Source organism: Dysgonomonas sp. 520, assembly GCF_010501095.1.
In the GTDB taxonomy this organism is placed as follows: Bacteria; Bacteroidota; Bacteroidia; order Bacteroidales; family Dysgonomonadaceae; genus QVMP01.
The window spans coordinates 89,899-110,088 of the sequence record NZ_QVMP01000021.1 but is presented as its reverse complement, the minus strand read 5'-3'; the positions used below and the strand labels follow the sequence as shown (position 1 = coordinate 110,088).

The window sequence follows — 20,190 nt, the reverse complement described above, 5'->3', positions numbered from 1 at the left end:
ATCTGGGCATATACATTCGATAAATTATACAAACTATAAATAGCAACTTGAATTAATTATAAGAAAACTCTAAATTTTATAGAGTCGGATAAATATCAAATTTTTGTTTTGGGTCATTCTTGCGGAAATTCGGATAGAACATTGTTAAATACTTTATTTGAACATGATAATTGTGTTTCGATAAAAGTATTCTATCATAAAAAAAATGATGGTACAGATAACTATAGTGATGTTATAAGGAACATATCTCGAAATTTTAACAATAAGGCATCAATGCGAGATAAAGTTGTAAATAAAATGTATTGTGAACCTCTGACTGTCAATTCTAAATAAATATTTTATGAAATATAATCTTCAACGCTTTATAGATGCTCAGAACAATATATATGAGCAAGTAATCAAAGAACTTAAACGAGGAAGTAAAACAACTCATTGGATGTGGTTTGTTTTCCCTCAAATTAAAGGTCTAGGCTATTCTACAACTGCAATATTTTATTCTATTAGTAATTTAGAAGAAGCTAAAGCATATATGGAAAATTCTATTTTAAATAATAGATTGATAGAATGTTGTCTAATTATTTTAGAATTGAAAGATAAATCAGCTAATAATATTTTTGGTTATACGGATGCTATGAAATTAAAATCTTCTATGACTTTATTTTCTTTGGCATCTGACAATCTTGTCTTTAATCAGGTTTTAGACATGTATTTTAAAGGAGAAAAGGATAATGCGACTTTAAGGATTGTTAATCAACAGAATATATAAAGAGGGTAAGGTCTGAACAGTCTTCCTTGTTTATCTGCTAGCATCATTGTTGAATATTTTCATATTTTGACGAAAAAATAAATCGCTTCGGTGAGAAGCGGTTCATAGTTTTATAATTCATTAGGAAGCAAGAACTGCCCTACATCATATCTTTCTTGTAGCATATTATCAGGAATATCTGTTCTTATGGAAAGAAACCTTTCTTTCAAAACACTTGCATCAGGTGCTTGAAAATATACTTTTTTTAAATTTTTCATGTTGCCAATAATCTCTCTATCAATTTCTCTATTAAAATATGGAAAAGAATAGCCTATTACGATTAGAATGTCTGTGTCAAAGGATTCATCCTTTGCATGCTCAATAATATTAACCACCTTAACACCAACATCTTCCCATGCAAAAGATAATCCCGAATCCATATGAGGATGATACATGACACTAGCATAATTACTTATCATTCTATCTAAAAAATCAAGGGTTAATTCAGATGGAATAATGCTGAAATAATTAATACTATTATAAGATTGGCTTTGTTGAATACTAGTTGTTCCATTCAACTTTGTAATGCCAAATTTATTTTTAACAGGATCATCATTCACATATTTTGAAGCAATATTTAATTGGAGTTGACAAGCTTCAAGACGATTATCACAGGTATATTCTATATATGCTTTTTCAAATTGAAAATCATAATTCCAACTCAATATGCGTAGATTCTGAGGAAATGATGTACTGTTTCGTGTTAATATAGAAGCAAAAAAACTATCGTATCTAATATCAGTCTTGTTGTTGACTTGCTCAAATATAAGAAATAGAGAAAAAACAACTTTTAATTTTTTCAAATCATTCCAATCATGTCTAATATATAGCTTTTTTGCAAAAGTATCTATGCTTGCATGATTTGCTGACTTTTCTAATAGCCATCTTAAATCTTCAATGAATTTTTGTTGATAATGATATTTAGTCATTCCTAAAGGCAATCCCTTATATTCCTTTTCATCAGATAATTTATATTTATCAGATTCTAGTAATTCAATCATTTGCTTAATTCTATCGGGTATCTGGTTTACAATAGGCAAGGCTCCAACACTTGCTCCTGCACCGAAATAATAAGTAATTTTCATATCTTTTTATAATAATTTATTAGCTAAATTAACAAAAAATATAATATCCCTCCTAATGACAAGGAAGGACATTATTAGCAATCTACAACAAATTCTTCATTGCTTCATCAATTTGGCTGTTTTCAAAGCTATCAAGATATATTTGAGTAGTCTTTAAGTCTGAGTGTCCTAAAGTCTCTCCAATCAAAGCTATATTAACCCCTGAATTCTTCAAAATTGTAGCGTAGCTATGGCGAGAAGTATATGTACTAAGATTCGCCTTTATTCCTGTCATTTCTGCAATCTTTTTCAAAGACCTGTTGACTTTTAATAAAACTTTCTTTTTTCTATTATACTTTTGTGTTTCAGTCTTATGCAAATCAATATCTAGAATTGGAAATATATAGCTACTAGATAAATTTTTACTGATATATTTATCTATAATAATACTAGCTTCATCACATAATGGAATATTTATCTTTTTCCCCGTTTTCTGTCTTATGTAAATCAACCTTCCATCAATAATATTATTGCTTGTGAGGTTAGCCATATCCGTAAAATTAATGCCACTGCATAAATAACTGAATACGAACAAATCCTTAGCAAATTGTATGTAATCAGATTCTTTGGATAAATCCAATACCATTATTTGCTTAATATTATCTTTAGATATTGCCCTCTTTTCTGTTTTTATACAAAACTTTGATATTTTAAATTCATCAAACGGATAATTAGTTTTCTTTGCGTGTTTCGCTTCAATAGCTTTATTATAGACACTTCTTAACGTTCTAAAAAACACACTCATACTTGTTTCTGCACAACCTTTTTTTCTCAAATGCATTTCGTAACCTTTTAAGAAATCAACATCAATATGTGAAAATGGCATATCCAACTCCTTTTTATAATAAGTCTCCAATGACCGCAAAGAATCTTTGTATATCCTAGAATTACCAATTCTATTAGACTGTTCAAAATCAGTTATTAATTGATTATAGAACTCATGTACTGTCTTTAAAATATGTTGTTCTTTGGATGCTAACAAAGTCGATGCTGTAAATTCCTTATCATCAGCCTTAAGTTCTAATATCTTTTTCTGATATTCAGCTTCCTTATCAATAATAATTTTCAAAATGTAGTCTTTATTAGGACAGTTAGACTTAGGTCTATTTTTATCAAAATCCCAATAGATAGGATTGATTGATATACCTATACTTTTATACTTCGTTTTTCTGTCTTTGCAAACTCTCAACATCAGAGGACTATCTCCATTAGCTAATTTCTTGTTTCTGTAACACACGACATTAATTGTTGCACTCATGATTCATTTTTGTTAAATCATGGTTCAAACATTGGTTCAAACAAAACCTCTCAAACCCTCTATTTAAGCTACTTCCATCAGTTCAACTAATCAACTCTACTTTATTACCAATTCTCTTCTATCTTCTCTTGATTCCTACTTTAAACCCTCTTTTTCTTCATCTTTAAAACCCCTGTATAGCCTATCAAATAAAGGTTTATGGAAAATAATTGCAAAAAATTCATCTTATCTATTGCAAGATTAAATTTAAGTATTAACTTTGCACTGCATTTGAGAGAAAATGCTTTAAAAACAGAATGGTGTGGTAGTTCAGTTGGTTAGAATACCTGCCTGTCACGCAGGGGGTCGCGGGTTCGAGTCCCGTCCATACCGCTGGGAGCCTAAGAAAAGAGGCGCCAACAGTAAGACAAGTCCTTCATATTCAGTGAATATGAGGGACTTTTTCTTTTTATACTGTCTTGGTCGAAAGACAAAAAAAAGCCATAAAAAGACAAAGCAGCTAACCTAAACTGTACCCCCTTTCCGAAAAAATGCAAGGGGGTACAGTAAATCGAAGCGAAGGGGGTACAGTTTGACCGAAATTGGCAGGATGTTGTCCTGATTTGGAATAGCGCATAAAATTCATTTTTAGATAGTTATCAGTAATTTTGTAACATTAAAAAATGAGTTTATGAAAAGTACATTTCGCATTCTTTTCTATGTAAAGAAAGACAAAAAAAGAGCTGACGGCACTTATCCTATCATGTGCCAGATCACCATCGACGGAGAACCAAGCCGATTTAACACTAAAGTAAATGTCAATCCTACCATTTGGGATGCAAAAGCGGGTATCGCTATCGGCAAGTCTAATGAAGCAGTTGAAGTTAATTCCTTATTGAATGCTATAAGAACAAGTATTCATAATGTATATCACGATTTGCAAACTAAGGAAAACAACGTAAATGCCGAAAGAGTTAAAAATATCTTTCTTGGTATTGAAGTAAAACACCAAACTGTACTCGAACTTTTCCAACGCCACAACGAGGATGTTGCTAAATTAGTTGGTATAAGCAAATCCAAAGAAACGCTCCAAAAATATGAAGTTGCTTATAAGCGCATGGCTGACTTCATTAGAGAATATTATAATATATCGGACATTTCTTTGAAAGAGGTAAATCATATGTTTCTCCACAATTTTGAGATTTATCTAATGACTTCCTGTGGCTGTAAGGAAAATACCACTGCAAAGTTCTTGCAGCGATTCCGTACAATTATTATTATGGCGAAAAATAACGGTTGGATACATATCGACCCGTTTGCCAATTTCAAGATTCGGTTCAAGAAGACAGATCGTGGCTACCTGACACAGCAGGAAATAGATATTATTATGCAAAAGAAATTCGCTTCTGAGCGTTTGGAACGGGTACGTGATATATTTATTTTTAGTTGCTTCACTGGGCTTGCGTACATAGATGTAAAGAACTTACGCAACTCTAACATCCGAACTTCTTTTGATGACGGATTATGGATTATGGGCAAACGGGAGAAAACAGGTGTTAATTACAACGTTCCTTTGCTTGATGTTCCAAAACAAATTATAGATAAGTATTCCGGAAAGTTGCCGGATGATAAAGTTCTTCCGGTTATGAGTAATCAAAAAATGAATGAGTATTTGAAAGAAACAGCAGACATTTAGGAGAGAGGGTGTAAAAGAGGGTAACAAGAACTTAATCAGTGGATTATAACAACGGCTCTTTTTGGTGTTTTGGGAATAAACGCATAAAAAAGCAAAGATGATGTTGAGTTCAGTTACTAAATCGTTACCTGAGTGAGTTTTTGATTCTTGACTTTAATATGCTTTTATACAATAGTTTGCATAATTTTGCATAGTGCCGGATAACTCTAAGTAAACTAAATTTGTAACAAAAAAATTAGAGTTATGGCAAGAAGTACATTTAAGGTTCTGTTCTACCTCAAGAAGAACAATCTGAAAGATGGCAAAGCTCCTGTTATGGGCAGAATTACTGTCAATGGAAGTGTATCCCAGTTTAGCTGTAAGCTAAACATCAAGCCCTCCCTTTGGGATACAAAAGCAAACAAAGCATCAGGCAAGAGCCTCGAAGCACAGAAAATCAATCAGAAGTTAGACAATATCAAAACTCAGATTGGCAAGCAGTATCAAAATATCTGCGACAAAGATAATTTTGTCTCCGCCGAGAAAGTCAAGAACGCTTATCTGGGCTTTGGTGATGATTACCGCACCTTTTTCTCTATCGCTGACGAGTTTTACGAAAGCTATGCCAAGCGTGTTGGCAAAGACCGCACCGAAGGCTCTTACGAACAACTTATTATCAATCGCAGGAGAGTAGAGATGTTCCTTCGGGATAGATACAACCTTTCCGATATTCCTATCAAGGAAATAGAGTCCCAGTTTATCGAAGACTATTATGCTTATCTATTGGAAGAACGTAAGCTGGCTGGCAGTACCTTGCTTACTGCCGTAACTAAACTCAAGCAGATTATGCTGATAGCTCAACGCAAAGGATATATACACGTTAATCCCTTTGCCGGATTTCGGTTCAAAGCCAAAACCCGTGACAGAGGATATCTGACAGAAGATGAGCTCAAAAGATTTATGTCTGTGGAACTTCGCCGATACAAGCAACGGCAAGTCCGGGATATTTTCGTGTTCCAGGCGTTTACCGGATTGGCATACTCAGATGTCAAGAAGCTAACCTTCGATGATATTCAAACTTCTTTCGATGGCGAATTATGGCTGATTGCCAAGCGCAAGAAAACCAATGCCACTTTCTATGTAAAGTTGCTTCCAGTAGCTAAACAACTGATTGAACAATATCGTCTTGTAGCCAAAAATAATTATATATTTCCTGTTCCTACTTTTGGCGATAGTATGAACCGATGCCTTCAACGTATCGCCAAATTATGTGGTATTACCAAGCGGGTTACCTCACACATGGCCAGGCATTCGTTTGCTACAACCGTCTGTTTATCAAAGGGTGTTCCGATTGAAACCGTCTCTCAGATGCTCGGCCATTCTTGCATAACCACGACACAAATTTACGCCAAAATAACCAACGAAAAGATAAGTAAGGATATGGCAGCACTAACAGATAAGATTGGCGATACTTATCAGCTCGATACCGACAGAGATGAATCGGACTATCGAAATATTAAACGTATCGGTAAAAAACAGAAAGCGATGTTTATCCGTAAAAAGAGAGAAAATAACCCGGTTAATCCATCAACTTACATGATACGAAAATGGGATAAAGTAGAATAAGATGAGAATAATGATCGTCAAGTCAGCCCTTTTGTTGCAGGAGAAGTACGCCTCTTGCAAGGCAAACTAATCAATCCCGAAGCCCTGCGGGTCGGAAAAAAAGTTCTGGTTGTTGTTGATATACTTAATGACAGAGTCACCCTTCTATACTATCAAATATGATGTTCCCTTGATGTGAGTTTAGATTGATATGAGTTTCAAGCCTCTGATTATCAGGCAACGAGTGTGCATGTATTCATTAGTGTAAATGAATCTAAATGTGGCTTACAGGTTTACCTTTAGGCTGGCTCCAAACTGAAAAGGATTGCCTTTTTGTCTGAAAGAGTTTTCGTAAGGAGTTCCTTCCATAGAGTCGAAATAGAAAGCATTATATTTTTTGTCAAACAGGTTTTTCGTCCAGAATTCGAGAGAAAATGCTTTCTTTTTCAGCCTCAATCGTGCGTTTACGGTTCCATAAAATGATTGTGACTTATCGTTGGCTTCCGTCCAATAGATGCGTCCTGCTCCTGAATAACTTGCGTCAAGATATATTTGGTCGATAATAGAGCTTCTTTTCAGGTCGTAGCTGATGCTTGTTCCCACGCTGAATGTTTGCTGTGGAGCAAAAGGAATGTGATTGCCAGAATAGTCGATCTCATTTCCTGACTTATCATTGGTTTTGTAATCCTTAAAGCGAGCATCAGCAAAACCATAATTCGCATAGAGATAAAACCCCTTGCATGGACGGGCTTTCACCCCTACCTCAAAACCTTTACTCTCAGCCTTTCCCGCGTTCACAGTCATGCGTCCTTCTCCGGTGTTGCTTGCAAATTTGCTTATCTGCACATCGCTCACATTGATGTAATAAAGCGCAAGATTCACAGAAAGGGCATTTTGTAGAAAATAAGCCTGACCACCCAATTCGTAATTCCAACTATATTCGGGTTTGAACGTAATCTGGTCTTTAATAGGAATGCTTTCAGTGCTGCTTGGCCTGCCCGAAACACTCATCATAGCTTCCTGCATTGCCTGACGGATAATGTCGGCAAACAATTGGTGATTATGACCTCCAGCCTTGTATCCTCGTGAAGAGGACGCATATATATACGAGTCGGCATTGATATCATATTTCATCAAAAATTTGGGTAGTAGTTCCAACTGGTCAGTACTGGTTTTACCGCTTATCACTGTGTCTGCTTTCAGATTCGGAACAGCTACCATATAAGGAGGTTTCTTCATTGTCATCTGAAAATCGACACTTGTGTTGGCATCATAGTTCAATTCTGTCTTTTCATAATCCAGCCTTAAACCGACGGTGGCAGATAAACCTTTTACATTGAAAAGATTGCTGTATGTTGACTGATGAAATAAAGCTATTCCGTACGTCGGAGTTTCGAACTTACTGTTGAAATCCAATTTATCATTTGTGATTTCCACTTTCAGAGGCATCGTTTCAACACTATTCATATTCTTATGAATGAGGCTGTCAATACCTTCCTTATACATATATACGGGTGATGTCAGATTCAGTTTGTCATAGAACCCGAAAGCACCGAACGACCACTGGTAATTTGACTTTGTATTCGATTTTATAGTCAATTCTTCGCTGAAGGAATGTTGCTTCTGACGTTGATTGATACCGAAAACAGGAGCCGGAGAAAAATCCTGATCCAGATACATATTGTCGTTCAGGTATTGATATCCTGTTGTTGAATTTACTACAAAACTATTGGTTGTATATTTGAGTGACAGTCCGTTTGTCCATGTTCGGCGAAGGTAGGAGCTTTTCCCATCGAAGTTTACGTGTGCGCTATCGGCTGCCATATAAGGGAACGCACCCTGATCGCTAAAATCGAAGCCGGATGTCAATACGGCAGAGAAATTGGGAGTTGCCTGCCAGTTCAGTTTTATTCGTCCGCCTGCGCTTTCCATGTTGTCTACGTCTTTTCCTGTATTGGCATTTTTGAAAAATCCGTCACGTTTTTTGTAGTAGAGGGAAGTTGAGAACCCGAATTTATCCGAAACCTTCTTGTGATGTGAGAGTTGAGCGGAAAATAATCCATGATTTCCTACATTTACAGAAGCAATTTTGCCTTCGTAGGTTAGGGGAGAGTAAGTGTATATATTTACGATTCCTCCCATCGAATTGCGCCCATAAAGCGTACTTTGTGTGCCTCGAAGCACCTCTACACGCTGAATATCATACAGTTCGGCATCAAAAGCGCATGTATTGAAATAAGGGATGTTATCAACATAAAGACTCACAGTTTGGGTTCCGGTGCGTGCGCCGATTCCTCTTATGTAGATTGGCGCGGTCATTCGTGAACCATAGTCGGGAATGAAAAAGTTAGGCACAACAGAACTCAAATCTTTCAACGAAGTAATTTGTCTGGCTTCCAATGTCTTTTGAGAGAGAACAGATACTGCCGCAGGAAGCGATTTCAAGCTGTTGGTTTCCTTGGTCGAGGATAGTATCACCACATCGGTTTTCAGCTCGGTGTAGATGGTGTCGTTAGATGTACGTTCATCTGCATTTGCTGCGTTTAAGCATAATAACAAGAATATACTTAAAATGATTTTTTTCATATTGAAGTTAAAATTTACAACCTTATTTTAAAAATTTTCACAAAGAAAACTTAAAACATTTGCAGCGTCAATCACTAGATGTAGTGATTTGGTAGTGGGAAGTAATTATCAGTTGAATTTACTTGTCAAGAATATAACGTTTGGGATTTATCTCTTCGTTCAGAAAGATAGAAGCACTTTCTTTAAATTTTTCGGCAGCCTCGGTGGTGTAGTACTCAGTATTGCCGCCTTTGGTGCAGTTTTGCTCCATTTTGGGGTGGCGCAGCAGGTAGTCGGCAAGGCTTTCTGCAACATAATGACCCTGAGGTATAACGTTCACACCCTGAGGCGCATATTTCTTTATTTTATCCAGCAGGAGCGGATAATGTGTACAACCCAAAATTATCGAGTCAATAAGGGGATCTTTCAAAAATAGTTGATTCAGGTTTTTCTTTATGAAATAATCCGCACCTTCACTTTCAAATTCATTATTCTCGACCAAAGGAACCCACATCGGACAGGGTTCTCCTGTTACTTCAATCTCCGGGTATAATTTTTTTACTTCTATCGGATAAGATCCGGACTGAATAGTACCGGCCGTCCCTACCACGCCTATGTGTTTGCTTTGGGTTATTTGCCCTATAACTTCCACCGTAGGACGGATAACCCCCAATACTCTTTTTTGTGGATTGATTTTTGGTAAATCGTTTTGCTGTATTGTCCGTAAGGCTTTTGCCGATGCTGTATTACAAGCTAGGATGACAAGGTTGCATCCTTTGCTGAAAAGGATTTCGACCGCCTCTTTGGTGAATTCATAAACCACATCAAAAGACCGTGAACCATAAGGCGCACGCGAGTTGTCTCCGAAATAGATATAATCGTATTGAGGTAGCTTTTTCTTTATCTCCGAGAGGATAGTAAGACCTCCGTATCCTGAGTCGAAAACGCCTATTGGTCCTGGATTTAAGCCTGACATATCAGCTAAATTAGTGTTTGATTGCTCCCGAAATTTTTATTCCGAGTTTTCTTTTCACTAACGGTGTTATATTTACAGCTTTCGGGGTCACAAATGAGACAGACGGATTTGCCAAATCAAATATACAAATGAAATCGTTTTCCAATCCCACCTGATTGATGGCTTCTTTCACTTTCTGCCGAAGTGGCTCTATTTGTTGTTGTTCCTGACTTTCAATGTCTTCTTGTGCTATTTGCATAAACTGACTGATACTTTTCTCCAGCTCATAAAGTTCCTGCATCCTGCGCAACTTAATGTTTTCGGTCATTGAATTCTGATATGTCATAAAATCAGAATATTTTCGGTTATAATCAGCCTGCATCGTGCCAAGCTCATCTTTATATCTCTGATTGAGGTCTTCAATCACCTTTGCAGCCTTCACTTTTTCCGGTATCGAATCCAGAATATCCTTCGAATTGATATATCCTATCTTTTCGGCAAAAGATACCGGATTTTGAACAGATAAAGTTTCCGATATTGTTTGTGAAAAAATATCTACTGAATAAAATACGGATAAAACAAAAATTATCGACAATAAGAAAACTCTCTTTACCATAATATTCAATCTTGCTTAAAGGTTGCAGACCTTTTTGTTTGCCTTGCTTCTGCGAATGTTGTTTGCTTTGATAAGAAAATGCCCTCCACTTGAATTGATAGTTGCTATGTGTTTATCGGTGGCATTTCTGTTGCCACCGATATGTTCAAGGTAAAAGTGGTAACAACTATCAATCGGTATTGGTCATATATGTACTATCTGTAAAGATAATATTTTTTATTACAATGTCTTTTTTACTTCAACTTCTTCAAATGCTTCAACCACGTCGCCAATCTGTATGTCGTTGTAATTGTGAATGTTCAGACCACATTCGTATCCGGAAGACACTTCTTTAACATCTTCCTTGAAGCGTTTCAGAGAACCCAGATCTCCGGAGTAGATAACAATACCGTCGCGGATAAGGCGTATTTTGTTAGACCTTTTGATTTTGCCTTCTTTTACCATACATCCGGCAACTGTACCCACTTTTGTAATTTTGAATACTTCACGAACTTCAACCATAGCCGTGATTTCTTCTTTGATTTCGGGCGACAACATACCTTCTATAGCCGATTTTACTTCTTCTATGGCATCGTATATGATTGAGTATAAGCGAACTTCCACACCTTCTTTTTCAGCCTCTCTGCGTGCTGCCTGAGATGGACGCACCTGGAATCCGATGATGATGGCATCTGATGTAGCCGCAAGCATAACATCCGATTCTGATATTTGCCCAACAGCCTTGTGGATTACATTTACCTGAATTTCTTCTGTCGACAATCTTATCAATGAGTCGGACAATGCTTCAACCGAACCGTCAACGTCACCTTTCACAATAATATTCAACTGCTGGAAGTTGCCGATTGCAATACGGCGACCAATATCGTCGAGCGTAAGTATTTTCTGAGTACGCAATCCTTGCTCACGTTGCAATTGCTCTCTTTTTGTTGCTATTTCACGAGCTTCCTGTTCTGTTTCTAAAACGTGGAACATGTCACCTGCCTGAGGTGCTCCGTTCAACCCTAGTATAAGAGCCGGAGCAGCCGGGAGGGCTTCCTCTATGCGTTGGTTACGTTCGTTGAACATTGCCTTAACACGTCCGAAATACGTTCCGGCCAAAACAACGTCACCTTGTTTAAGGGTTCCATTCTGCACAAGAACGGTCGAGATATATCCACGGCCCTTGTCAAGTGAAGACTCTATGACCGAACCTGTTGCTCTCTTGTTCGGATTTGCTTTCAAATCCAACATCTCGGCTTCGAGAAGAACTTTTTCCAACAATTCGTCAACACCCAAGCCTTGTTTTGCCGATATATCTTGCGATTGGTATTTTCCACCCCATTCTTCTACAAGATAGTTCATGCTGGCCAGAGTTTCCTTTATTTTATCAGGGTTTGCACCCGCTTTATCAATTTTGTTAATCGCAAATACGATAGGTACGCCTGCTGCAGATGCGTGATTTATCGCCTCTACGGTTTGAGGCATCACGTTATCGTCTGCCGCTACAATAATGATGGCGATATCCGTCACCTGTGCACCACGGGCACGCATGGCAGTAAACGCTTCGTGACCCGGCGTGTCGAGGAACGTTATACGACGACCGTCTTTCAGTTTCACGTTATATGCACCGATGTGCTGCGTGATACCTCCGGCTTCACCTGCTATCACGTTCGTTTTGCGGATATTATCTAACAGAGAAGTTTTACCGTGGTCAACGTGTCCCATTACAGTAACAATTGGGGCGCGTGGCACCAAATCCTCTTCCGAATCCTCTTCTTCCGCAATAGCTTCCACTACTTCGGCACTCACGTATTCGGTTTCGTATCCGAATTCTTCGGCAACAATATTTATTGTTTCGGCATCGAGACGTTGGTTAATAGAAACCATAATTCCGATGCTCATACATGTTGATATAACCTGAACGACAGGCACATTCATCATGTTTGCCAAATCGTTTGCAGTCACAAACTCGGTAATTTTCAATACCTTGTTTTCTTGTTCTTGCAATTGCAGTTCTTCTTGTTGGCGTTGCGATATAGCCTCTCGTTTTTCCCTGCGGTGTTTCGAACCTTTAGTTTTTCCTCCCTTACTGGTCAGGCGAGCTAAAGTTTCTTTTATTTGTTTTTGAACATCCTCTTCGCTTACTTGCGATTTGGTTATCAGTTGTTTTCTATTTTGGTTTTGTCCTGGTCTGTTTTGTTGCTGTCCTCCGCCAACGGGCACACCTCTTTCGATGTCTATTTTGCCTTTCTTGATGCGGTTACGTTTCGCTTTCTTTTTTTCATCTTCCGAAATTTCTCCCGGCTTCCGTAATTTTTTTGCTTCTTCGTCGGTTTCTTTTTTCAGAACTTTCACTGCCGCCTCTTTCTGACGTTTGGGGTCGGCTTGTTCTTTTTCCAGACGTTCTTTTCTTTTTTCAGCCTTCGTCTTTTTGTCCGGACGGGTTTTGTCATTAATGGCGCTCAGGTCGATAGTACCTTTAACCACAATATTCGACTTAATCGTCGGACTGTTCAGACGGAAAACGTCATCATCTTCTTTGCCTTCTTTTTGCTCCGGCTCCGATTCTGCCGTTTTTTCTTCTTTAACCTCAACAGGTTCAGGAGTTTTTTCCACAACAGGCGCAACAACTTCTTTAACTTCTTTAGGTTGTTGTTCCTCTTCTTTTGGTTCAACCGCAGAAGGTTCTTCTATTTTAATTTCTTCCTTTACAGGAGCCTCAGGCGTCGTTGGTTGAGGTTCCGGTTTGGCTTCAACAACTTCCTCCGTTGACGGTTGAGGCTTTGATGGTTTGTTCAAATTGTCGAGGTCAATTTTATCTACAATTTGTATATGAGGTTTGAAATCTTCCGGAACTTCGGTTTTTATTTCTTCTGCCACAGGCTTTTGCGGTGGAGTTTTATCCTCATATCCTTCTATGGCGACTACTGTTTCCGATTTCTTTTCTTTTTTTAGTTCTTTATTTCTATTCAGTTCTTGCTTGAATTTCTGATCTTTTCCAAATTCGGCAAGAAGCAAATCATATTGTTCATCGTCGATTTTAGTGTTTGGATTCACTTCAACAGCAAACCCTTTATTTTGCAGAAATTCAGCTAAACTACTGATTCCTACATTCAAATCTTTTGATATCTTTATTAATCTTATGGACATATATATTTTTTAAATCGTGAAAATATGAGTCGCTTTCGAGGTATTACACCACCAAAACTTACAAAAGTATTAAGAAATCGGAAAAAAACCAAATCGACTCCTTATTCCTCCTCAAACTCAGCCCTGAAGATCGCCAGTATTTCATCTACTGTGTTTTCTTCCAGGTCTGCTTCATTTATAAGCCTGTCTCTGTCTACGGACAAAACGTTTTTGGCTGTAACACATCCCAGGCTCTTCAACTGGTCAATTACCCATCCGTCAATTTCGTCACGGAATTCATCCAAATAGATGTCTTCTTCGTCGAAGTCGTCAATATCTCTGTAAACATCAATAGTATAGCCTGTAAGCATCCCGGCTAGCTTGATGTTCAAACCTCCTTTACCTATGGCCAGAGATACTTCTTCGGGGCGAAGGAATACTTCCGCGCGTTTTTCTTCTTCGTTTAGTTTTGTGTTTGTGATTTTCGCCGGACTCAATGCACGTTGAATATACAAACTTATATTTGATGTGTAATTTATGATATCAATGTTTTCATTGCGCAATTCCCTCACGATGCCGTGTATACGAGAACCTTTCATCCCAACGCAGGCTCCTACGGGGTCGATGCGGTCGTCGTACGATTCCACTGCAACCTTGGCACGTTCGCCGGGTATGCGCGCTATGTTTTTGATAGTTATCAGTCCGTCATTTATTTCAGGAACTTCCAATTCAAACAGTCTTTCCAGAAAAACAGGCGAAGTTCTCGACAATATAATTTTCGGATTGTTGTTTTTGTTTTCCACCCTTGCAACTACTGCTCTTACATGCTCTCCTTTGCGGAAAAAGTCGCTGGGGATTTGTTCTGTTTTAGGTAGAAGAAGTTCTTCTTTTTCGTCGTCAAGAAGCAGGATTTCTTTTTTCCATATCTGGTATACTTCACCGGAAACAATTTCTCCTACTTTTTCTTTGTATTTATTGTAAAGGCTGTCTTTCTGAAGTTCTAATATCTTAGAAGACAGGGTTTGGCGCAGGTTAAGGATTGCACGGCGACCGAAGTCTTCAAAGAATACTTCGTCCGTAACTTCTTCACCCACTTCAAAATCTTCATCTATCTTTTTTGCTTCCGAAAGTGTTATTTCTATATTTGGATCTTCAAGATTTTCATCTTCCACAATCGTGCGGTTCCTCCAGATTTCCAAGTCTCCTTTGTCGGGATTTATGATCACATCGTAGTTTTCATCTGTTCCGAACATCTTTGCAATTACATTGCGAAACGAGTCTTCCAGAACGCTTATCATTGTCGATCTGTCGATACTTTTCAGTTCCTTAAATTCCGAAAATGTATCTATCAAACTAATAACTTCTTTTTTAGCCATATTATATTAAGTAACTGATAAATTTTAAAAAATTAAAAAACATGCTAAGGATGTTTTGCTAGCCAAAGCAATAAAAAAGGTCTGCAACCTTACTTGAATCTTATTAGATATTTTGTATATTTTACTTCATCATATTTGTATGACTGATCTTCTTCCACCGCAATTTTCCGTTTGGCTCCTTCGGGTTTCTCCATTTTCGTTATGGTCACAACAAAGCCGTCATCGTCACAAGATTTTAGTACGCCCGACAGTTTCTGCCCGTTTTTAGTCAAAACCTCAACTTCTTTCCCTACATTTTTCTGGTATTGCCTCTGAATTTTGAATGGAGCTGTTATACCAGCCGATCCCACTTCCAACTCAAAATCTTCTGCATCCCTGTCGAGGTGAGATTCTATATTCTTGCTTAGTTTTATACAGTCGTCTATGCTTACACCTTCGTCGCTGTCCAATTCCACCACAATAATGTTTCCGGGACGGACAACAACATCTACCAAAAACATGTCGGAATTTGTTTCCTGCAAATACTCCGAAGCAATTTGACTTATCTGTTGTTTATCAATCATATTCTTAACTTAACGAAAAGGAGGAAGCATCTGCCTCCTCCTCTCCTTCTTCTTTTATCGTGTGCAAAAATACAGTATTTCAATCTTTTTGCCAAATAATATACACATAAAATGTTCTAATTTTTTTATTGTGTCCGAAAACTGAGTATTGAGGGGCTGAGAACGAAGCGGGGCGGCATTTGGGTGAGTGGTAACACGTAATTAGCTGTCACGCAAAACGATGTGATGTAAGCGTCTATAATCGGGTGCAGAAATTATCAGTGTAAATGGCTGTGAAATGAGAAGGAATGAGGTTGTAGGATGCGAAAATGACGAAGATTGCATGCACAGCGAGATAGAATGAATATGAAACTGGAAACGGTGCAAAGAAAGACCTGCGATGTGTGGGTCTTTTTTATTGTGAAGTGTTACCGAACCAACTACTAATGTTGCCACACTGGCAACGCTTTTGTTGTCACTATTTGTTGCCGTGGCAACAATGTTAAAAATGACAAACGGCGAAACTTTAACATTTCGCCGTTAGCTACGGGATTAAAAACCCCTATAAAGAACACGCCAATACAAAGATAGTATTCTATTTTATATTGAGTGCTGTTTTGCCATCTTTTTTCGCCGGATATCGCCTGATGATTGCGGTTCTGATAAGGCTATGATATGACGACTGTTGATATAGTTGAATTTCCTGAAGTCATGTTTCTCTAATGTTGATCGGCTAGCACCGATTTCGTTCAGATCATTATCTTCCATCAAAGCAACCAGAGACGAATATGTTTTGACGGAGAAAGGCTTTTGAGAGATGAGTATATATACCTTCATATTTGCAAATGAATTATTTTATATGCAAATATATTATAATTGCAAAACGGAGTATATTATTGCCTATTTGTGCCTGAATATGATAAAAAGAGTGAGAAATACCTATCTTCGCAGACTAGCGAAGACCAGGAGCCTGAAAATGTTACCACAAACAAGGCGAATGTTACCACTCCAGTAACAAAAATGTTACCGCAAAATGTTACCGTGGTAACATTGTTAAAAATGTCTAACAGTTAGCTTTTAACGTTTTGGGTGTAATATTCAACTTCATTTTGAGGCTTAGATAGTAATATTATACAACGATATAAAGTCTTGTGCAACATTCTTATCAATGGCTGTAATAGTTAGTTTTTGATTGAATGAATCTATAATAAGAGTGTTGGCTAGTGAGCTGGTCATAGTTATTGATGTTATATTTTTCAACGCAAACTCGTGTCTCACTGAATTGAATAGGACTTTAGATGTAAATATGGCTCTCTTACTTGTAAGGGTGATAACGCCTGGAGTACTACCTACATTGCAATTTGTTATTATTAATATTTCTTCCCCCGGAAAAATTGAATCAAGCATCATTTTAATAGATTTCTTGTTCATTGATATAACTTTCCCTTTGTACAAGTTTGTTTGTTGCAGTTCTTCAAATGTCATTGTATTTTTTTAAGATGTTGTATTGTAACGAATAGTCATTTTTACAAGTGCGATGGCTCGTATTTGCGACTTTAATATATCTTTTGGTGCATAATGTTCGTTGTAACTAAGCAATAATACATAATTGTCGCCGAGTTTGGATTGTTTTACATATTTGACTGATAGGAACTGATCACCTTCTATATCTATATCAATCAGGTGCATTTCTCCATAATATATATTACCTAAATCGTGAATAACCTTGTAACACACTATATCGCCTGTTTTCAACAAAGGATACATCGAATCACCTCGAATGGATAATGCACCATCACATTTAGGAGCATTGGGTACATTTATATAATCAAGTGGAATTTGTGTATTTTGGTTCGCAAATAGATTGTTTAGTCCGGCAGTTGCTTCCAGTTCATATAATGGGATAACCTGTTTGTCTATATTGAAATAATCCGTTTTTAATTTGTGTATAATCAAATCCGGCTCTGAAATATTATCCGCAATTGTATCCATTTCTGCATTTGCCTGCGTAATCGGATTGTTTTTTAGCATCTCGCCTTCACCTGAAAAAAACCATCCCGGATTCACGTCAACACATTTTGTGTATAATATATCATAATCAAATGTATTACGGGCATACCAATTTGATAAAACTTGTGGTTTCACCTCCAAAAAACGTGCAAATTCAGCGTCAGTACTGAAATTATAGTGTTTTTTTATTTCTTTAAGTATCTGCCTTTTATCTAATTTCATAAACAATGTGTTTATTTTTGATATATAATTGTTTTGAGCATAAACATTTTGTTTATATCTTTGTTCTTAATCAATGAACAAAATTAATAATAATATGGAGAAAACAGATTATTCAGAGAAAAAACGGCGTGGCGATGCTCCTATGATAACAAAGTATCTTGCCAAAAATGGGATTGTATTATCCAAAAGAATGGTCAGTTATATGCTGAATGGCGAACGAACAATGCCGGACGATGTCCGGGCAAAGGTTGACGAGTGGTATGAGATCAGAGAGAAATTGCGCAGTCAATTATCTAAAATCGGAATGGTATGAAAGCGATTGAATTAGAGTACAATAAAAATTATGGTCTAAAAGGACAACCATCAAAAGTTATAGTATACAGTGGACGTGAAGGTAAAAAGTTTTGGTTTAAAGATATACACGGATCATTCTGGATGAATGAAAAACAAGTTGAAAATCTAATAATCAGCTATGAAAGCATCGCAATTGAAAATTGAAAGCATCTATGTGTACTCGGATGGACAAACCGAGATGCATGTATCATACTTCGGGATGTCTTCGGACAAATATATGTTTATCCCGTACGACACGAAAANTGCCGGACGATGTCCGGGCAAAGGTTGACGAGTGGTATGAGATCAGAGAGAAATTACGCAGTCAATTATCTAAAATCGGAATGGTATGAGAAGAGAAGATATAAAAATCGGTCAAGTGTATGCAAGTGAAGATAAGCCAGATATACAATATGTGGTAATCTTGATAAGTGATGACAGTGTAATGATGGAAAGGACAACAGAGCGTATGAGTGGTTCTAATAGACATTCTCTAGGCTATGGTTGGTTTGAACATACTTATAAAAAACCTTTGAGAAAAATGAGTAAATCAGAATTTGAAAAATACAAGCTATGAAAGCATCGCAATTGAAGATTGAAAGCATCTATGTGTACTCGGATGGACAAACCGAGATGCATGTTTCATACTTCGGGATGTCTTCGGACAAATATATGTTTATCCCGTACGACACGAAAAAGAAGCACTATACAGGCAGACCAAACAGCCTGACAGAGAGTGAAGTTAACAAATATATTAAAACCAATTGATTATGATAAAGAAGAAAGTAAGCCCGATTATCAGCAATGGAGATAATCAACCGAAAAAGATGGTAGGATTGAAAGTTGAATGGCGTTTTTTGGGGTTGATGTTAAAGCAAAAGATCATTTATATACCTAGTCGTTACGGAGTATCCGTACCTAGCGATGTAGAGAGGTTGTTTATGGAAATTTTAATGAATAAATAGTTATGACAGAAAAAACAATAGACCAGTTATCCACTGAAGAACTGGAAGCCTTATTGGCAAAAAAGAAAAAAGAGGAAACCGACCGGAAGAAAAAGGAGCGGGAAGTGTATGAGCAAAAAGTGAATAGCATGGTAATGACCATTGTAGCCAATGCGATACGATTGCATAAAGATATGCGCTTGTTTCATAGTGAAACGACTGATCGCCTAGTAGAAATGCGTAATCTGCTAAACCAATACGGCGAAATAAAGTCGACATCGAAAGGCGGTTTTCAGCGTGTTACGGATGATGGGAAATCGAAAATCGTGTATAAATACAGTACCATTTGTGACTGGGATGAACGTGCCGAGAAAGCCGAATCCCTTCTCCGTGATTTTCTGAAAGACTTCGTAAAAAAACGTGATATCAAGATGTATAACATTATTTCCGCTTTACTTGAACGCAACAAAGAAGGGAACTTGGAATATTCACGCATCCAGTCGCTATACAGCCACGAAAATGAGTTTGACGATCCACGATGGAAAGAAGCCATACGCCTGTTTAAAGAATCTTTCCGGGCGGTTGATTCCAAGATGCGTATTGAAGTATATAAGCGTAGCGATCAATCGCAAAAGTGGGAATTGATATCGCTTAACCTATCAAGTTTTTGATTATGAGGTTTAAACTATCATTTAATGCAGTCATTGAGACAGAAGTACCCATAGAAAAAGAAATTGAGTTAGACTATTCCGAGTATAATGAGTTAGTGGCAAAGAAAAGCTACATCGACAATCAGGAACGGACGATTCAAGTGGATAAAATAGACGAACATGACAGTGATGAAATAAACGAAATGTTGTCTGCCTGTGTACCTCACAATCTGAAAATGAACTGTGTAAGCCTTACATATACGAATATCCAACTCACACAAATAGATTAACTGCCCTAGCATGGAGCATACCGGGGATCGTTACCCCGGTAGGGTTCGAAAGAAAAAAAGAAGAAACAACCAGATATGCAAAAACAAGCATTTCACATACACCCATCCGGACGCTTATTGATAAACAAACAGG

General features: G+C 37.4%; 22 protein-coding genes and 1 tRNA gene. 11 read left to right on the top strand and 12 right to left on the bottom strand.

The window, feature by feature from the left end:
* Positions 1-340: 340 nt before the first annotated feature.
* On the top strand, positions 341-766 hold the full coding sequence (locus D0T56_RS12575) for a DUF1810 domain-containing protein (RefSeq protein WP_163320510.1): 426 nt from the start codon (positions 341-343) through the stop codon (positions 764-766).
* 110 nt (positions 767-876) lie between these two features.
* Here the strand turns inward: D0T56_RS12575 and D0T56_RS12570 are convergent, their stop codons facing one another.
* Together D0T56_RS12570 and D0T56_RS12565 are read right to left on the bottom strand one after the other, a co-directional pair.
* Entirely contained in the window at positions 877-1,890 is a 1,014-nt protein-coding gene (locus tag D0T56_RS12570; protein WP_163320509.1) for a hypothetical protein, read from the bottom strand.
* An 82-nt stretch (positions 1,891-1,972) separates the two neighbouring features.
* The gene (locus tag D0T56_RS12565; protein WP_163320508.1) at positions 1,973-3,187 is read right to left on the bottom strand and encodes a site-specific integrase; all 1,215 of its coding nucleotides are present in this window, start codon (positions 3,185-3,187) and stop codon (positions 1,973-1,975) included.
* A gap of 298 nt (positions 3,188-3,485) precedes the next feature.
* Between D0T56_RS12565 and D0T56_RS12560 the strand changes: the two genes are divergently transcribed.
* From D0T56_RS12560 to D0T56_RS12550, 3 genes are all read left to right on the top strand, one after another.
* A tRNA-Asp gene (locus tag D0T56_RS12560) sits at positions 3,486-3,559 on the top strand.
* A 298-nt stretch (positions 3,560-3,857) separates the two neighbouring features.
* Positions 3,858-4,862: a site-specific integrase gene (locus D0T56_RS12555; RefSeq protein WP_255491171.1), complete on the top strand. Its 1,005-nt coding sequence runs from the start codon at positions 3,858-3,860 to the stop codon at positions 4,860-4,862.
* A gap of 243 nt (positions 4,863-5,105) precedes the next feature.
* A complete protein-coding gene (locus tag D0T56_RS12550; protein ID WP_163320507.1) occupies positions 5,106-6,467 on the top strand; it encodes a site-specific integrase in 1,362 nt (453 codons plus the stop codon).
* Between the two features lie 264 nt (positions 6,468-6,731).
* On the opposite strand, the gene D0T56_RS12545 is transcribed toward D0T56_RS12550, so the two are convergent.
* The 10 genes from D0T56_RS12545 to D0T56_RS12500 all read right to left on the bottom strand — a co-directional run bounded on the left by D0T56_RS12545 (position 6,732) and on the right by D0T56_RS12500 (position 17,840).
* Complete coding sequence (locus D0T56_RS12545) at positions 6,732-9,032, bottom strand: TonB-dependent receptor (protein WP_163320506.1); 2,301 nt, start codon at positions 9,030-9,032, stop codon at positions 6,732-6,734.
* 118 nt (positions 9,033-9,150) lie between these two features.
* Positions 9,151-9,987 (bottom strand): glutamate racemase, encoded by an 837-nt coding sequence (gene murI / locus D0T56_RS12540; protein WP_163320505.1) that lies wholly within the window; start codon positions 9,985-9,987, stop codon positions 9,151-9,153.
* A 10-nt stretch (positions 9,988-9,997) separates the two neighbouring features.
* Positions 9,998-10,582: an OmpH family outer membrane protein gene (locus tag D0T56_RS12535; protein WP_163320504.1), complete on the bottom strand. Its 585-nt coding sequence runs from the start codon at positions 10,580-10,582 to the stop codon at positions 9,998-10,000.
* 219 nt (positions 10,583-10,801) lie between these two features.
* The gene (infB, locus tag D0T56_RS12530) at positions 10,802-13,711 is read right to left on the bottom strand and encodes a translation initiation factor IF-2 (protein WP_163320503.1); all 2,910 of its coding nucleotides are present in this window, start codon (positions 13,709-13,711) and stop codon (positions 10,802-10,804) included.
* Between the two features lie 101 nt (positions 13,712-13,812).
* Complete coding sequence (gene nusA, locus D0T56_RS12525) at positions 13,813-15,066, bottom strand: transcription termination factor NusA (RefSeq protein ID WP_163320502.1); 1,254 nt, start codon at positions 15,064-15,066, stop codon at positions 13,813-13,815.
* Positions 15,067-15,155: 89 nt separating this feature from the next.
* Positions 15,156-15,629 (bottom strand): ribosome assembly cofactor RimP, encoded by a 474-nt coding sequence (gene rimP / locus D0T56_RS12520; protein ID WP_163320501.1) that lies wholly within the window; start codon positions 15,627-15,629, stop codon positions 15,156-15,158.
* 201 nt (positions 15,630-15,830) lie between these two features.
* Positions 15,831-16,064 (bottom strand): hypothetical protein, encoded by a 234-nt coding sequence (locus tag D0T56_RS12515; protein WP_163320500.1) that lies wholly within the window; start codon positions 16,062-16,064, stop codon positions 15,831-15,833.
* A gap of 144 nt (positions 16,065-16,208) precedes the next feature.
* Entirely contained in the window at positions 16,209-16,445 is a 237-nt protein-coding gene (locus D0T56_RS12510) for a hypothetical protein (RefSeq protein WP_163320499.1), read from the bottom strand.
* Positions 16,446-16,724: 279 nt separating this feature from the next.
* A complete protein-coding gene (locus D0T56_RS12505) occupies positions 16,725-17,093 on the bottom strand; it encodes a PH domain-containing protein (RefSeq protein ID WP_163320498.1) in 369 nt (122 codons plus the stop codon).
* Between the two features lie 9 nt (positions 17,094-17,102).
* Entirely contained in the window at positions 17,103-17,840 is a 738-nt protein-coding gene (locus D0T56_RS12500; RefSeq protein ID WP_163320497.1) for a S24 family peptidase, read from the bottom strand.
* Positions 17,841-17,934: 94 nt separating this feature from the next.
* Between D0T56_RS12500 and D0T56_RS12495 the strand changes: the two genes are divergently transcribed.
* The 7 genes from D0T56_RS12495 (at position 17,935) to D0T56_RS12465 (ending at position 20,057) form a co-directional block, all read left to right on the top strand.
* The gene (locus D0T56_RS12495; protein WP_163320496.1) at positions 17,935-18,153 is read left to right on the top strand and encodes a hypothetical protein; all 219 of its coding nucleotides are present in this window, start codon (positions 17,935-17,937) and stop codon (positions 18,151-18,153) included.
* On the top strand, positions 18,150-18,338 hold the full coding sequence (locus D0T56_RS12490; RefSeq protein ID WP_163320495.1) for a hypothetical protein: 189 nt from the start codon (positions 18,150-18,152) through the stop codon (positions 18,336-18,338). The genes D0T56_RS12495 and D0T56_RS12490 overlap by 4 nt, the downstream gene beginning before the upstream one ends.
* A 184-nt stretch (positions 18,339-18,522) precedes the next feature.
* Positions 18,523-18,750, top strand: coding sequence for a hypothetical protein (locus D0T56_RS12485; protein ID WP_163320494.1), 228 nt, complete (start codon positions 18,523-18,525; stop codon positions 18,748-18,750).
* Entirely contained in the window at positions 18,747-18,941 is a 195-nt protein-coding gene (locus tag D0T56_RS12480; RefSeq protein ID WP_163320493.1) for a hypothetical protein, read from the top strand. Before D0T56_RS12485 ends, D0T56_RS12480 begins: the two co-directional genes overlap by 4 nt.
* Before the next feature lie 2 nt (positions 18,942-18,943).
* Positions 18,944-19,138 carry a hypothetical protein gene (locus tag D0T56_RS12475; RefSeq protein ID WP_163320492.1) on the top strand — a complete coding sequence of 65 codons (195 nt, stop codon included), beginning with the start codon at positions 18,944-18,946 and terminating at the stop codon, positions 19,136-19,138.
* Positions 19,139-19,140: 2 nt separating this feature from the next.
* The gene (locus D0T56_RS12470) at positions 19,141-19,788 is read left to right on the top strand and encodes a DUF3164 family protein (RefSeq protein ID WP_163320491.1); all 648 of its coding nucleotides are present in this window, start codon (positions 19,141-19,143) and stop codon (positions 19,786-19,788) included.
* Between the two features lie 2 nt (positions 19,789-19,790).
* A complete protein-coding gene (locus D0T56_RS12465; RefSeq protein WP_163320490.1) occupies positions 19,791-20,057 on the top strand; it encodes a hypothetical protein in 267 nt (88 codons plus the stop codon).
* The last annotated feature ends 133 nt before the right edge of the window (positions 20,058-20,190 follow it).

Excerpts from the sequence above, each read along its gene's own strand:
- D0T56_RS12575 (WP_163320510.1), top strand. The coding sequence starts at position 341 with ATGAAATATAATCTTCAACGCTTTATAGATGCTCAGAACAATATATAT.
- D0T56_RS12570 (WP_163320509.1), bottom strand. The coding sequence starts at position 1,890 with ATGAAAATTACTTATTATTTCGGTGCAGGAGCAAGTGTTGGAGCCTTG.
- D0T56_RS12565 (WP_163320508.1), bottom strand. The coding sequence starts at position 3,187 with ATGAGTGCAACAATTAATGTCGTGTGTTACAGAAACAAGAAATTAGCT.
- D0T56_RS12555 (WP_255491171.1), top strand. The coding sequence starts at position 3,858 with ATGAAAAGTACATTTCGCATTCTTTTCTATGTAAAGAAAGACAAAAAA.
- D0T56_RS12550 (WP_163320507.1), top strand. The coding sequence starts at position 5,106 with ATGGCAAGAAGTACATTTAAGGTTCTGTTCTACCTCAAGAAGAACAAT.
- D0T56_RS12545 (WP_163320506.1), bottom strand. The coding sequence starts at position 9,032 with ATGAAAAAAATCATTTTAAGTATATTCTTGTTATTATGCTTAAACGCA.
- murI (WP_163320505.1), bottom strand. The coding sequence starts at position 9,987 with ATGTCAGGCTTAAATCCAGGACCAATAGGCGTTTTCGACTCAGGATAC.
- D0T56_RS12535 (WP_163320504.1), bottom strand. The coding sequence starts at position 10,582 with ATGGTAAAGAGAGTTTTCTTATTGTCGATAATTTTTGTTTTATCCGTA.
- infB (WP_163320503.1), bottom strand. The coding sequence starts at position 13,711 with ATGTCCATAAGATTAATAAAGATATCAAAAGATTTGAATGTAGGAATC.
- nusA (WP_163320502.1), bottom strand. The coding sequence starts at position 15,066 with ATGGCTAAAAAAGAAGTTATTAGTTTGATAGATACATTTTCGGAATTT.
- rimP (WP_163320501.1), bottom strand. The coding sequence starts at position 15,629 with ATGATTGATAAACAACAGATAAGTCAAATTGCTTCGGAGTATTTGCAG.
- D0T56_RS12510 (WP_163320499.1), bottom strand. The coding sequence starts at position 16,445 with ATGAAGGTATATATACTCATCTCTCAAAAGCCTTTCTCCGTCAAAACA.
- D0T56_RS12505 (WP_163320498.1), bottom strand. The coding sequence starts at position 17,093 with ATGACATTTGAAGAACTGCAACAAACAAACTTGTACAAAGGGAAAGTT.
- D0T56_RS12500 (WP_163320497.1), bottom strand. The coding sequence starts at position 17,840 with ATGAAATTAGATAAAAGGCAGATACTTAAAGAAATAAAAAAACACTAT.
- D0T56_RS12495 (WP_163320496.1), top strand. The coding sequence starts at position 17,935 with ATGGAGAAAACAGATTATTCAGAGAAAAAACGGCGTGGCGATGCTCCT.
- D0T56_RS12490 (WP_163320495.1), top strand. The coding sequence starts at position 18,150 with ATGAAAGCGATTGAATTAGAGTACAATAAAAATTATGGTCTAAAAGGA.
- D0T56_RS12485 (WP_163320494.1), top strand. The coding sequence starts at position 18,523 with ATGAGAAGAGAAGATATAAAAATCGGTCAAGTGTATGCAAGTGAAGAT.
- D0T56_RS12480 (WP_163320493.1), top strand. The coding sequence starts at position 18,747 with ATGAAAGCATCGCAATTGAAGATTGAAAGCATCTATGTGTACTCGGAT.
- D0T56_RS12475 (WP_163320492.1), top strand. The coding sequence starts at position 18,944 with ATGATAAAGAAGAAAGTAAGCCCGATTATCAGCAATGGAGATAATCAA.
- D0T56_RS12470 (WP_163320491.1), top strand. The coding sequence starts at position 19,141 with ATGACAGAAAAAACAATAGACCAGTTATCCACTGAAGAACTGGAAGCC.
- D0T56_RS12465 (WP_163320490.1), top strand. The coding sequence starts at position 19,791 with ATGAGGTTTAAACTATCATTTAATGCAGTCATTGAGACAGAAGTACCC.